The sequence below is a fragment of the Providencia alcalifaciens genome, from assembly GCF_020271745.1.
In the GTDB taxonomy this organism is placed as follows: domain Bacteria; phylum Pseudomonadota; class Gammaproteobacteria; order Enterobacterales; family Enterobacteriaceae; genus Providencia; species Providencia alcalifaciens_B.
This window is the reverse complement of the sequence record NZ_CP084296.1, coordinates 340407-354702: the sequence shown is the minus strand read 5'-3', so window position 1 is coordinate 354702 and position 14296 is coordinate 340407. Positions and strand designations below refer to the sequence as shown.

The following is a 14296-nucleotide window of genomic DNA, read 5'->3' as shown; positions in this document are numbered from 1 at the left end:
TAAGGGGAAGCTTTATGATTCTAATCATTAAACCACGTTTTGCTTGGCAAGAGCAATTTCAGACTTGTCATACCGTGCTCACTGATTGTTGATTTTGATAAATAAAAGGAAGGTTATCTATGTTACGTCGTGATTTTCTGAAGCTGAGTGCTATCGCTTATGCCGCGAGCGCACTACCAGTTTGGAGCCGCATGGCTGTTGCTGCTGGGAATTATCCCACATTGGCTATTCCACCACTTGTAGAACCGGATTCACAAGGGAATATTCAAATCGCCATCAAGCAAGGTATTTCACAGTTTGTACCGGGTAAAAAAACCACGACGTGGGGATATAACGGCGATTTATTGGGTCCAGCACTTAGCCTGAAAAATGGGCAGCCAGTAAACATTAATATCACCAACCAATTATCCGAAGAGACAACCGTACACTGGCACGGGCTGGAAATCTCCGGCGAGCAAGATGGCGGACCTCAAGCGATTATCGCTCCCGGTGCTAGCCGTAAAGTCAATTTCACCCTCAACCAACCGGAAGCCACCTGCTGGTTCCACCCTCATACCCATGGAAAAACGGGTTACCAAGTGGCGATGGGGTTAGCGGGATTAGTACTTGTTAAAGATGAAGATAGCCAAAAGCATGGCTTACCGAGCGAGTGGGGCGTCGATGATATTCCCGTTATTCTGCAAGATAAACGCTTAAAAGATGATGGACAAATTGATTATCAATTAGACGTCATGAGTGCGGCCGTGGGCTGGTTTGGGGATATGATGCTGACCAACGGAGCGGTTTATCCTAAACATGTTGCGCCGAAAGGTTGGATCCGCCTGCGTTTATTAAACGGTTGTAATGCTCGTAGCTTGAACGTATCGACCAGTGATGGACGTAAAATGTATGTGGTGGGCAGTGATGGTGGATTGTTGGCTGAACCTATCCCATTAACTGAATTACCGATTTTAATGGGCGAGCGCTTTGAAGTATTGATTGATGCCTCAGACGGTCGTTCCTTCGATCTTGTTACTTTACCTGTCGGCCAAATGGGGATGACCATCGCGCCATTTGATCAGCCACTGCCTGTTTTACGCATTGAAACGACTTTGAGTGCAGGTGCTGGAAAATTACCTGAGCAATTAGCAACGATTGCTGCTATTCCTTCACTGACGGGGCTAAATCGCCGTAAATTCCATTTGATGATGGATATGCGCTTGGACATGCAAGGCATGGCGATGCTGCGTGAAAAATATGGTCCGCAGGCGATGGGGAGCATGGGCGGTCATGGCGGTATGATGGGGAATATGGACCATTCCAATATGAATGGTGGCAATATGGGGAATGGAAACATGAACCATGGAAATATGAATAACAGCAATATGGGCCATGGCAATATGGCGGCTGGCACGCAAAACAGTGGCGGTCATTGCGGTATGGGCACGGGTGATCTGGATATTCATAATGCGAACACCATCAATGGGCAGGTTTTCTCAATGACCCATCCTGCGTTTAATGCGCCATTAAATCAGCAAGAGGTTTGGGTGATTTCAGGGCGTGGCGATATGATGCTGCACCCATTCCATGTTCACGGAACGCGTTTTAGGATCCTCAAAGAAAATGGTCGTCCGGTTGAACCGCATCGCCAAGGCTGGAAAGATATTGTGAAAGTGGAAGGCCAAGTGAGTGAAGTATTAGTGGAATTTAAACATACTGCGACGCCACAGCACCCTTATATGGCACATTGTCATCTACTGGAGCATGAAGATACCGGCATGATGATGGGCTTTACTGTAGGTTAAGGTCATCGAAACTGGCAGTGGCGATGTGGTCACTGTCAATTGTTTTGTCGTCGCGTCTTTGTGTGGCTTATGTTAAAATTACGCGCTTTCCTTTCCCATACATGCGTAATAGATGATGAAACATACTCTAGATGTAATGATCTCTGAAGAAGAGATTACTCAAAGAATCAGTGAATTAGCAGACAGCATTAGTGCTCATTACCAAGACAAACAAGGTGATTTAGTACTGGTTGGTCTGTTAAAAGGCTCTTTCATTTTCATGGCGGATTTATGCCGTAAAATCACTGTACCTCATGAAGTTGATTTCATGACCGTATCAAGCTACGGCAATGCAATGACATCAAGCCGTGATGTGAAAATCGTGAAAGACTTAGATGAAGATATTCGCGGTAAGCATGTGCTGATCGTGGAAGATATCATTGACTCAGGCAACACGTTAAATAAAGTCCGTGAAATTTTTGGCCTGCGTGAGCCAGCATCTGTGGCAATCTGTACATTGCTTGATAAGCCATCTCGCCGTGAAGTGGATGTACCAGTTGAGTGGATTGGTTATTCAATCGAAGATAAATTCGTTGTCGGTTATGGTATCGACTACGCGCAGCAGTATCGCCACCTGCCGTATATTGGGCATGTTACTTTGCTGGAAGAGTAAGTTTTTTAAACGGTATTCTTAGCAATAAAAAGAGCAGCGTAGGCTGCTCTTTTGTTGATGACAAAGAGGGATAAAAGCGTGGTTTTTCCCTCTTTGTGTTATCAGGCGAAAATCAATAAATTGATTTTCCTTGTTAATTTTACAACCCAAACGAACCATTTCCAAACCTGATGGGTTTGTTAATGGTCTGAGAGCAGCCTAGGCTGCTCTTTTGCTATCTCAGTTTCGAATACTATGATTGTTTTCGAAAAATTATTTTTTCTGTGTGAGCTTAGAGATAGACTCACGATAACCTAACTCTAACTTCTCGCGGCTATCAGAGGTAATGTGTAAGTCGTGTAAGCGACCATTATTGATACCGTAGACCCAGCCGTGGATCATGATTTTCTGACCACGTTTCCATGCGGATTGCATAATAGTGGAGTGACCTAAGTTATACACTTGCTCAACCACGTTTAATTCGCAAAGACGATCTAAGCGCTCGCACGGTTTCAGTTCACCTAACATAGAGCTATGGCGATACCAGATATCTCGAATGTGTAATAACCAGTTATTGATCAAACCTAATTCGGTGTTATCCACCGCAGCTTCAATACCACCACATCCATAGTGACCACAGATAATAATGTGCTCGACCTCCAGAACATCAACAGCATACTGAATAACTGATAAACAGTTTAAGTCCGTATGGATAACTAAGTTCGCCACATTACGGTGAACGAAGAGATCCCCTGGGGCTGCGTTGATCAGCTTTTCGGCAGGCACTCGACTGTCTGAACAGCCGATCCATAGAAATCTTGGTTTTTGAGCTTTTGACAATTCTTTAAAGAATTCAGGATCTTTTTCTTTTACAGACGCTGACCATGCTTCGTTATTAGCAAACAGCTCTTCAATTTTTCTCATCATGACTTATAGCCTAGTTGTGTGACTTTGCGATAAAATCTTATACAGCATTTATTGATTAAATAATAATTAGTTATACTAATTTTACATCTATGATGAACCACTCATTTATACATGACAACCCTCATTAAGGGGGATGTTGAATAATATATTGTTAAATTATTATCACTTTTCTGCATAACATCCGACAGGAAAAAGTGGCATCATTGATCTATATTGCCTCCAAACAGCACCAAGAATAAAGGTATTTTTAATATATGACTTACGCACTGGAACTATCGCAGCTGACCAAAACCTATGCAGGTGGCGTGAAAGCGTTGCGTGGCATTGATTTAAGCGTGGAAGATGGTGATTTCTATGCCTTACTTGGACCGAATGGTGCAGGAAAATCAACAACGATTGGCATTATTAGCTCATTGGTCAACAAAACCAGTGGCTCGGTGAAAGTGTTTGGCTATGACTTAGATAAGCAAGTTGTGCTGGCTAAACAACAACTTGGATTAGTGCCTCAAGAGTTCAACTTTAACCCGTTTGAAACGGTCTTACAGATTGTTTTAAACCAAGCGGGTTACTATGGCGTTCCTCGTAGTGTGGCAAATCAACGCGCTGAACAGTATCTCACACAGTTAGATCTGTGGGAAAAACGTGATGAACGCGCCCGTAATTTATCCGGGGGAATGAAACGCCGCCTGATGATAGCTCGTGCCTTGATGCATCAACCAAAGCTGTTGATCCTCGATGAACCGACAGCCGGTGTTGATATTGAATTACGTCGTTCTATGTGGACGTTCCTGAAAAAGCTGAATGCACAGGGCACCACCATTATTTTGACCACTCACTATTTGGAAGAAGCAGAAATGCTGTGCCGTAATATCGGAATCATTCAGCATGGTGAGCTGGTGGAAAATACCAGTATGAAGCAGCTTTTAAGCCAGCTAGAGTCAGAAACGTTTATTTTCGATTTGATGCCAAAAAGCCCAATTCCAAGTCTAACGGGGTATGAATCTCGCTTAGTGGATACGTCAACTCTCGAAGTGGATGTGAAACGTGAGCAAGGGCTAAATGGTGTATTCAGCCAGTTAAGTGACCAAGGAATTCAAATTTTGAGTATGCGCAATAAGGCTAACCGCCTTGAAGAGCTGTTTGTCAGCTTAGTGAAAAAAGATAACCAAGTTTCTGAGCAGGAAGGTGCGCAATGATCTCGCTATATTGGGTTGCCCTAAAAACGATTTGGATCAAAGAGGTCACTCGCTTTGGTCGTATCTGGGTGCAAACGTTGTTGCCACCTGTGATCACCATGTCGCTCTATTTTGTGATTTTCGGAAACTTAATTGGTTCACGAATTGGTGATATGGGCGGCGTAGACTACATGCAGTTTATTGTCCCTGGTCTTATCATGATGGCGGTGATCACTAATTCATACTCCAACGTCTGTTCGTCATTTTTTGGTTCTAAATTCCAGAAAAATATCGAAGAGTTATTAGTCGCTCCCGTACCGACTCACGTGATTATTGCGGGTTTTGTTGGTGGCGGTGTGGCACGTGGGATTTTAGTAGGTTTTTTAGTCACCGTTGTCTCCTTGTTCTTCATTCCATTACAGGTGCATTCTTGGGTAATGGTAGTGGTAACACTGCTGCTGACGGCGATTGTATTCTCCCTTGCTGGTTTATTGAATGCGATTTTTGCCAAAACCTTCGATGATATTAGTATTATTCCGACCTTCGTATTAACGCCGCTAACGTATTTGGGGGGAGTTTTCTATTCGTTATCTTTACTGCCTCCATTCTGGCAGGCGGTTTCTAAGCTCAACCCAATTGTGTATATGATAAGCGGCTTTAGATATGGATTTTTAGGCATTGCAGATGTGTCTATCGTCGTGACTTTGAGTGTATTAATGGTGTTTTTAATTATTTTCTATGCTTTGACATGGTATTTAATTGAACGAGGTCGTGGATTAAGAAGTTAACCTAGCAAATAGGTTGAGCTGAGGGGGAAATGGGACTTTTCGCCTAATAGCATAAAGAGGGAAAATCACGCGTTTATCCCTCTTTATTTGTCACTTTAAATGCCCCTAATAGGGGCATTTCTATATTAAATTAAGCCACTTGAACCGGTACGGCTTTAGCAATGCGGCTCATGGTGTTGTTCGCATCAAAGTAAGCCACTTTGGGTTGATGCTGGCGGGCTTCTTCGTCAGGCAACATGCCGTAAGTACAAATAATGAGTTTATCACCAACCGCCGCGCGACGTGCCGCTGCACCATTGACAGAGATTATTTTAGAACCGCGTTCCCCTGCAATTGCATAGGTCGAAAAACGTTCGCCATTATCCACATTATAAATATCGATAGCTTCGTATTCTAAAATGCCAACGGCATCTAAGAAATCCTGATCGATAGCGCAAGAGCCTTCATAATGGAGGTCAGCTTGAGTGACGGTGGCGCGGTGGAGCTTACCTAGTAGCATTTTTCTTTGCATTTCTTCTTCCTCATTCAAGCCACAGCGTTGTTAGCTATGTGCTCTTACCTAGTCACATTTATTCTTCCTCATTGTATGCCACAGCGTTGTTGGCTGCGTGCTCTTGCCCTAGTCACATACTTATGTATGCTCCTAGGGTCGCGTTTACTTGCCGCCTAGCTGTGACAGCAATGAGTTTGAATAAATATTAGGTGACTTGAATCTAAAGTATTTTGTTTTTAAGCGATATCGAGCGGTAACTCGACTTGCAGATTGTCGATTAAACGGGTTTGACCTAACCACGCAGCCATTAAAATTACGGCGCGGCGGCTGGAAACCGTCAGTTCACCGAGGTTATCTGCATCGCGAATAAATAATTCGTCAGGGGTAAATCCGGCTTGGCGCAAAGACGCTTCCATTTCACCAATTAAACCCGTAGCAGCAGCGGGAGAATCAGCCAATTTCTCGCCCGCTTTTTGCATAATGGCAAATAATTGTGGTGCGATTTTCAGCTCTTCAGCAGACAAATTATTATTACGGGAACTCAGTGCTAAGCCATTTTTGGCCCGCACAATCGGCACGCCAACAACTTGAATATCGAAAGAAAGGTCAGTCACCAATTTACGCACTAACTGAAGCTGCTGATAATCTTTCTCACCAAATAATGCGATATCAGGCTGAACGAGATTGAATAGCTTGGTCAGTACTGTTGCAACGCCACGGAAATGCCCAGGACGGCTAGCCCCTTCTAACATGGTAGAAATTTCAGGTACTTCAACGTAACTTTGGTTGTCCATACCTTCAGGGTAAAACTCGGTGGCAGACGGGGCGAAAACTAAATCGACATTTTTACGTTTCAGTTTTTCGCAGTCTTCCTGCAAGGTGCGTGGGTAATTGGCTAAATCGGATTGACGGTCAAACTGCATTGGATTGACAAAAATGCTGGCAATGACAATGTCGGCTTGCTGTTTAGCTTGGTCAATCAGTGTCAGGTGCCCATCATGTAAATTGCCCATCGTTGGGACAAACGCAATGCGTTTGCCTTCTTGTTTCCAGCGACGAATTTCACGGCGCAAGATTGGCGATGTTTCAACGATCCGCATACTTCCCATCCTTATCGTTATATTTTATACAGAATTACGAAAATGAGTGAGCGTCACTCGGATAAATTTCTTGCTCAACTTCTTGAATATATAGGCGAATAGCATCATGAATATTGCCCGCTTCAGCCAAAAAGTTTTTCGCAAATTTTGGTGGTTTGGCCGTGATCCCTAGTGCATCATGCATCACCAGAATTTGCCCATCAGTGCCATTACCCGCACCAATTCCAATGACAGGTAACAACAATTCTTCAGTGACTTGGTTAGCAAGAGATGTCGGTACACATTCAAGAACCAGCAGTTGAATGCCTGCATTCTCAAGAGCAATCGCATCTTTAATAAGCTGGTTGGCGGTGACTTCATCACGACCTTGGACTTTATAACCCCCAAGGACATTCACCGCTTGCGGGGTTAAACCTAAGTGGCCACAAACCGGTACGGAACGTTCACACAGCATTTTGACGGTTTCACATAGCCAGCTGCCGCCTTCTATTTTCACCATATTTGCCCCAGCCTGCATCAAAATAGCGGCATTGGCACAGGCTTGCTCAGGGGTGGCATAACTCATAAAAGGCATATCAGCGATGATAAATGCGTTAGGGGCGCCTTTGCGTACACAGCGGGTATGGTAAGCAATTTGCTCGACAGTGACAGGAAGGGTACTGGTTTCGCCTTGGATAGTCATACCTAAGGAGTCACCAACCAGCATCACTTGGATACCTTGCTCAGCAAACAGTTGAGCAAAACTGGCATCATAGGCGGTAATGGTGGCAAATTTGTGTTTCTCTTTTTTATATTGACACAAATCAGCAAGAGAAATGGGTTTCATTAAAATAACCTCCGGAAATGATTTCTCTTATGACCATACCTGAACGAGGTTAAACACATTAGGAATTTATTCCCAAAGCATTAGGCCATTTCGAGGGACATGTGTAAGTCTTTCTGACAGTTTTTCACCATCAGGAAAAATCAGGGAAGGGGTAATATCACTGAGCGGGTACAGCATAAACTCACGCTCTTTTAGCCCATAATGTGGAACAGTTAAGCGCTCGGTGTGGATCACTCGATTGCCAAACAGCATGATATCGAGATCTAATGTTCTCGGCCCCCAGCGCTGATCGTTACGAACGCGTCCTAAATCCAGTTCAATTTTTTGGGTATGATTGAGCAAGTCTTCAGGTTCGAGTTCAGTTTCCAGTAATACCGCCAGATTGAGATAATCAGGCTGATCCTGTGGGCCGAGGGGTTTAGTTCGATAAATAGAGGAAGTGCTCACAACGCGAGTGCTTGGAATCGCATCTAATGCGGCAATCGCTTGTTGTGCTTGCTTCAGTGGCTCGCCTAAGTTGCTGCCAATGGCAATGTACACTTGCTCCATCTCTTTATCTCTCTATCTTTATCTCTCGATGGTGATCGCAACGATTGCTTAAGCCATTGCGATTGATACCATTATGATTTATTCGGTTTTCTATTACTGGATTGTGATGAACGATGCGGACGTTGGCGGCGGCGAGTTGGCGCACTACCGAGTTCCGAAATCATTTCACGCTGTTTCTGAGCATTGGCTTGTTGGAAGTCATTCCACCATAAAGCGAGTTCTTGTAGCTCATTACGGTGTTCCACATTGGCTCGAAGCTCTAATAAATCAAAGGCTGCACGGAATTTCGGGTGTTCCATCAATTTATTCGCACGGCGCCCTTGGCGACGAGGTAAGCGTAATTGCAACATCCAGATATCACGCATGGTGGTGGTGATACGTTTTGGGATTGCGATAGAGCGGCACTGTTCGTCCAGTATATCGTTCATGGCAAGTGCAAAGGCATCATAGTAAGCGAGACCGCCTTCCTGTGATAGTTTCTCTGCGTGCTCAGTGACGGGATACCATAACATGGCTGCAAATAAAAATGCAGGGTTGACGCGCTTATCATTTTTTAGTCTGAAATCGGTGTTTTTTAACACTTGTTCAATGACTTTTTCCATTGGTGAATCACCATTCTCAGTGAAGCGACTCGCAATCACAGGGAACAGTTGTTCAAACAGATGGTACTGATTCAGCATTTTATAGGTGGCGTAGCCATAACCGGCTTGAAGTAATTTTAATGACTCTTCAAACAGTCGAGCGGAAGGGATTTCACGCAGCAACGGGGCTAAGCGATGAATCGGCTCTGCGGTATTTGGCTCGATGCGCATATTCAGTTTACAGGCGAAACGAACGGCGCGGATCATACGAACCGGATCTTCACGGTAGCGTGTTTCTGGGTCGCCTATCAGACGAATGACACCTTCTTTTAAGTCTTGTAACCCATTGACGTAATCGCGTACGGAGAAATCATCAATGTTGTAATACAGGCTGTTGACGGTGAAGTCACGGCGGATAGCATCTTCTTCAATGGAACCGAAAATGTTGTCGCGAAGCAGCATGCCATTTTGCGCTTGAGATGACAGGTTTTTATCATCGACTTCTTGGTCGTGGTGACCTCGGAAGGTGGCGACTTCAATAATTTCTGGACCAAACATAATGTGAGCAAGGCGGAATCGACGACCAACCAGTCGGCAATTACGAAATAGCTTGCGAATTTGTTCTGGGGTTGCATTGGTGGTGATATCGAAATCTTTTGGCTTTTGGCCTAATAATAAATCACGTACACCCCCGCCAACTAAATAGGCTTCATAGCCATTTTTATTGAGGCGGTACAACACTTTCAGTGCATTTTCACTGATGTCATCACGCGAGATTGTGTGCTCAGCGCGTGGAATAACGGTAATCGATTCTTGTTTCGTCACGGATGTTCGCTTTTGTGTTTGAGCATCGGAACGTTTAGAGGGACGAACCGCTTTCTTTGTTTGTCTCGTATTCTGGTCATGTCTAGTATTCTGCTCATGCCGAGTTTTCCTCTCAGATTTTTTCTCTGATGCAGAAGGAGTGACTGGCCTTTCACCGGCTGCCTGTGTGTCTCGCGCACCACGCTTTGGCATCAAGTCCTGTTCTGCGGACGATGCTGGCTCATTGCGAGATAAAATATTGCGGCAGAAATTTGCTACTCGGTTAAAAATAGTACACCTCGATGTCATTACATAGATTCATTAAACAAAATAAGCGGCTAATCATAGCTCACTGAAGTTTCTTTGAGAATGGTTAAACGAATAAAAGTCATGGCTAATTATATTTTATATCAATTAACTTAATGAATATTATACAAATTGTAGTTTTTGAGCGAGGCGCAAACGATAACAAATGTAGAGAACATGAGAGAGGTCAAAATGAGAAAAAGGGAAGTTTAAACTTTTTTGAGGGTGCGAATCCTTATAACGGCGCAGGGTTAATGCGCCGTTGAGGACTCCCAAAACAACAATTAGCCAGCCATCTGCTTTTCGCGGATTTCTGCTAATGTTTTACAGTCGATGCACAAATCTGCTGTTGGACGCGCTTCCAAACGACGGATGCCAATTTCCACACCACAAGATTCGCAGTAGCCAAAATCTTCATCTTCAACTTTCTTCAGCGTCTTTTCGATCTTCTTGATCAATTTACGTTCGCGGTCGCGGTTACGTAATTCGAGGCTGAATTCCTCTTCCTGAGCGGCTCTATCAACGGGGTCTGGAAAGTTAGCTGCCTCATCTTGCATATGAGTAACAGTCCGGTCCACTTCATCTCTGAGTTGATTGCGCCATGCTTCGAGAATGAGCTTAAAATGCGCCAATTGGGCTTCGTTCATGTACTCTTCGCCAGCCTTCTCATGATAGGGCTCAACCCCGGCAATGGCGAGAATGCTTAAGGACGATGTCTTACGTTTTTGCCCTTCTTGCATAATGCTTCTCCTACACACGCAAATTTTACAAAAACCCCAAGGGGGAAAATTTAAGGTCGCTATAAATATCAGAAGACAGCCGTCTTGGCAATCGTTCATGTGATGAGTTTTGCAATGCTGTGAGGATAAGCGTGTTTCTTCCCTTCACTAGCACTCCTAACTCGATGACCTTGTTTAAATATCGACTAAACTAAAATGACTTAGTCGGGGTGAAGCGAATTGATGTCCCTATTTGCATTTTTTGTTTAGATATATCCACTTGATAACACAGAACTTCGACGCCATTGGTTATAGCTTGTTCTAATAACGCTGCATATTGAGAGTCAATGTGTGCTGCTACGGATACTACGTGGATACCGCTATGTAAAATTACAAACATAAGTATGGCGCGTTTTCCTCCTTTAGCAATCAAAGTCAGCTCTCTAAGGTGTTTTTGTCCTCGGGTTGTCTGAGTATCAGGAAAATAGCCATGGTTATTTTCCAGCAAAGTAACAGATTTTACTTCAATAAAACAATCAGCTAATCCCTCTTGAGTGAGTAAAAAATCAATCCGACTGTTTTCGCTGCCATACTTCACTTCTGGGGTCACTATACTGTAGTCAGATAATTCTGGAATATGCTTTTTTGCCAATGCTTCTGCCACTAATTGGTTCGCCCGCAGCGTATTAATACAAATCAGATGGTCATTTTTGGTTTGCGTTAACTCCCAACTGTACGGATATTTTCGTTTTGGGTTATCCGATGTGGAGTACCATACGGTATCTCCGGGGGTTGCACAGCCCGTCATCGCCCCGGTATTTGCGCAGTGTATCGTCATTTCCTCTCCCTCGGGTGTGACGACATCCGCTAAAAAACGTTTATAGCGTTTAATTAATGTGGCTGATTTTAAAGGGGGGATAAATTCCATGTATTCTCCTTTTTACCGAGTTGTTCGTGACATAACATAACACCATGTTCTATATGGGCTTAGGTAATAGACAGTATTAATGCGTCATATTCGTTAATGCTACAATTCGTTAATGCTACAATGCTTCTCATAGAAAGTTAAACGTCATGGAGTTACCCCTTAGTGTTCCCTATCTTAGAAGTAAGTGATGACTTACTCGCTGCTTTAGCGAAATCCTCTCAAGTTCTATTGCATGCGCCGACGGGGGCAGGGAAATCAACGGTACTGCCGTTAGAAATCCTCAAACGTGGACAGATAGAAGGGCGGATTATTATGTTAGAGCCGCGGCGTATTGCAGCGCGTTCAGTCGCCGCTCGCTTAGCCCAGCAGTTAGGGGAATCGGTAGGGGAAACCATTGGTTTACGTATGCGCTCAGAAAGCAAAGTGAGTGCAAAAACACGTTTGGAAGTGGTGACGGAAGGGGTTCTCACGCGTCAATTACAAAATGACCCGATGCTTGAAGGTGTTGGATTGGTCATTTTGGATGAATTTCATGAACGTAATTTGCAGGCTGATTTAGGGTTAGCGCTATTATTGGATTCTCAGCAAGCGCTACGGGACGATTTAAAAATTCTGTTAATGTCCGCTACGCTTGATGATCAAGGGCTGAGTCAGTTATTTCCTGATGCGCCAGTGATCAGTTCACAAGGGCGGGCATTCCCTGTTCAACGAGAATATAAGCCTATCAATCCGAACAAACCGTTTCATCAAGAAGTTGCAAGTGCGGTTTGGCAACTGATGCAGCAACAAGCTGGCTCTTTGTTACTCTTTTTACCGGGAGTGGGTGAAATTGAGCGGACGAAAAGCGAGTTAGAAGGGGTAGTGACTGACGATGTGATGTTGTGCCCAATGTATGGTGCGCTGTCAATTCAAGCCCAGCAACAAGCGATTCTGCCTGCCCCTGAAGGAAAACGTAAGGTCGTGCTGGCGACCAACATTGCGGAAACCAGTCTCACCATTGAGGGAATTCGTTTGGTGGTGGATAGTGGTTTTGAGCGAGTGGGACAATTTAACCCACGAAGTGGGCTTACAAAGCTAATTAAAAAACGCATTAGCCAAGCCTCAATGACTCAGCGTGCGGGGCGTGCGGGGCGTTTAGAGGCGGGAGTATGTTGGCACCTAATAAGTGCCGAACAAGCCGAACGTGCAGCGCAATTTAGTGAAGCACAAATCAACAATAGTGATTTAAGCGGGTTATGGTTAGCGCTCCTTCAATGGGGCTGTCACGATATTTCTCAACTCCAATGGTTAGATGTTCCCCCCGAAGCGGCATTATCGGCAGCGAAAACCCTATTATTCAAATTGGGTATCACAGATGCCCAAGGAAAACTCACGTCGATGGGCAGTAAAATGGCGGGAACAGGAACGTCAGTTCGTACTGCTGCCATGCTGTATCACGCGCAGCAAACTCAACATAAATCCGTTATTCAACTTGCTGCATTATTAACGGCAATTATTGAAGAGCCTCCCCGTGGCGGTGTGGTCGACCTACATACCCATTTAGAACGTCCGACGGATAACTGGTGCAAACGCGCTTCTATTTTGAGTGGTGAAAAGGTTACCTATTCTTTAGGAAAAACCACTGGGTTGATTAGTGAGTGGTTACCAACCTTACTTGCCACAGGGTTTCCTGACTATATTGCGAAATCCCGCGACAATCAAACCCGTTATCAATTAGCCAGCGGGTTAGGGGCAACACTGAACGATAATGACCCGTTGATGGGCAATGAATGGCTGATGGTGGCGGCATTATGGCAGTCAGAAACTTCTGCTGATGCGCGTATTTCACTGGCATATCCTATTGACATTGAAAAACTTCAACGGGATTGTCAGCATCTTTTTAGTACCCAAGAGACAGTTGAATGGGATGAGCAGCGGGGGAGCTTGCTGGCATGGAGGCGTTTGCAATGTGGACAGTTAGTTGTGAAATCTCAACGGCTGACTAATCCAGAACCAGAAGAGATTAAAAATGCACTGGTTTACTGGCTTCAGCAAAATGGTTTGCAACAGTTAAACTGGCAAGAAAATACCCTGCAATTACGTATTCGTTGTGAATTAGCGGCGCGCTATTTTCCTGACTCACCATTACCTGCAATGGATGATGATACTTTGCTCGAGACGCTTGATGAATGGTTAGCCCCTTATCTGAATGGTGTGACAAGCAAGAAAAAGCTGCAAGAAATTGATTTAATGAATTTATTATTGAATCGATTGGATTGGCAGCAACGCCAGTGGCTAGACAGCACTTTCCCTGTAACCTATGTCGCCCCTTCTGGGAGCGAGGTAAGTATTCACTACGCGCTAGACAAGCCACCGGTGATTGAAATTCGCTTGCAAGAAGTGTTTGGTGAAAAAGCCAATCCAACCGTGGCAAATGGTAAAGTGACGCTAACATTATCGCTACTTTCGCCGGCAAGGCGCCCTATTCAGATAACTCAAGATCTTGGTGCGTTTTGGCAAGGAAGCTATAAAGAGGTACAAAAAGAGATGAAGGGGCGTTATCCAAAACATCCTTGGCCAGATGACCCTGAGAATGCCGAACCAACGCGACAAACAAAAAAAGCAATGATGCGTGCGAAATAACCTAATTTTGTGCTCTAATAACGGGTTGTAAATTAGGCAATGGCACCCAATAGACAGCGTAAG

Annotated in this window: 13 protein-coding genes; 5 read left to right on the top strand and 8 right to left on the bottom strand. The window is 44.4% G+C overall.

Features of this window, described 5'->3' with window-relative positions:
• The first annotated feature begins 119 nt into the window (after positions 1-119).
• Positions 120-1784 (top strand): multicopper oxidase CueO, encoded by a 1665-nt coding sequence (gene cueO / locus LDO51_RS01500; protein WP_225576107.1) that lies wholly within the window; start codon positions 120-122, stop codon positions 1782-1784.
• Positions 1785-1899: 115 nt separating this feature from the next.
• Positions 1900-2436, top strand: a complete 537-nt coding sequence (gene hpt / locus LDO51_RS01495) for a hypoxanthine phosphoribosyltransferase (RefSeq protein ID WP_225577198.1) — start codon at positions 1900-1902, stop codon at positions 2434-2436.
• Between the two features lie 252 nt (positions 2437-2688).
• Here hpt and can read toward each other — a convergent pair whose 3' ends face one another.
• Positions 2689-3342, bottom strand: coding sequence for a carbonate dehydratase (gene can / locus LDO51_RS01490; protein ID WP_225576106.1), 654 nt, complete (start codon positions 3340-3342; stop codon positions 2689-2691).
• Between the two features lie 254 nt (positions 3343-3596).
• On the opposite strand from can, the gene LDO51_RS01485 reads away from it, so the two are divergent.
• Both LDO51_RS01485 and LDO51_RS01480 read left to right on the top strand, forming a co-directional pair.
• Positions 3597-4538, top strand: a complete 942-nt coding sequence (locus LDO51_RS01485) for an ABC transporter ATP-binding protein (RefSeq protein ID WP_225576105.1) — start codon at positions 3597-3599, stop codon at positions 4536-4538.
• Positions 4535-5305, top strand: a complete 771-nt coding sequence (locus LDO51_RS01480; protein ID WP_225576104.1) for an ABC transporter permease — start codon at positions 4535-4537, stop codon at positions 5303-5305. Before LDO51_RS01485 ends, LDO51_RS01480 begins: the two co-directional genes overlap by 4 nt.
• 130 nt (positions 5306-5435) lie before the next feature.
• On the opposite strand, the gene panD is transcribed toward LDO51_RS01480, so the two are convergent.
• From panD to sfsA, 7 genes are all read right to left on the bottom strand, one after another.
• Entirely contained in the window at positions 5436-5816 is a 381-nt protein-coding gene (gene panD / locus LDO51_RS01475) for an aspartate 1-decarboxylase (protein ID WP_006659325.1), read from the bottom strand.
• A gap of 218 nt (positions 5817-6034) precedes the next feature.
• Positions 6035-6898: a pantoate--beta-alanine ligase gene (gene panC / locus LDO51_RS01470; RefSeq protein WP_225576103.1), complete on the bottom strand. Its 864-nt coding sequence runs from the start codon at positions 6896-6898 to the stop codon at positions 6035-6037.
• Between the two features lie 34 nt (positions 6899-6932).
• Positions 6933-7724, bottom strand: coding sequence for a 3-methyl-2-oxobutanoate hydroxymethyltransferase (gene panB / locus LDO51_RS01465; protein WP_036952616.1), 792 nt, complete (start codon positions 7722-7724; stop codon positions 6933-6935).
• A gap of 66 nt (positions 7725-7790) precedes the next feature.
• On the bottom strand, positions 7791-8273 hold the full coding sequence (folK, locus tag LDO51_RS01460) for a 2-amino-4-hydroxy-6-hydroxymethyldihydropteridine diphosphokinase (RefSeq protein ID WP_225576102.1): 483 nt from the start codon (positions 8271-8273) through the stop codon (positions 7791-7793).
• 71 nt (positions 8274-8344) lie between these two features.
• A complete protein-coding gene (gene pcnB / locus LDO51_RS01455) occupies positions 8345-9871 on the bottom strand; it encodes a polynucleotide adenylyltransferase PcnB (protein ID WP_225577197.1) in 1527 nt (508 codons plus the stop codon).
• 377 nt (positions 9872-10248) lie between these two features.
• A complete protein-coding gene (gene dksA / locus LDO51_RS01450; protein WP_006659320.1) occupies positions 10249-10704 on the bottom strand; it encodes an RNA polymerase-binding protein DksA in 456 nt (151 codons plus the stop codon).
• Between the two features lie 190 nt (positions 10705-10894).
• Positions 10895-11611: a DNA/RNA nuclease SfsA gene (sfsA, locus tag LDO51_RS01445; RefSeq protein ID WP_225576101.1), complete on the bottom strand. Its 717-nt coding sequence runs from the start codon at positions 11609-11611 to the stop codon at positions 10895-10897.
• Between the two features lie 162 nt (positions 11612-11773).
• Here sfsA and hrpB point away from each other — a divergent pair, with 162 nt between their 5' ends.
• A complete protein-coding gene (gene hrpB / locus LDO51_RS01440) occupies positions 11774-14233 on the top strand; it encodes an ATP-dependent helicase HrpB (protein WP_225576100.1) in 2460 nt (819 codons plus the stop codon).
• The last annotated feature ends 63 nt before the right edge of the window (positions 14234-14296 follow it).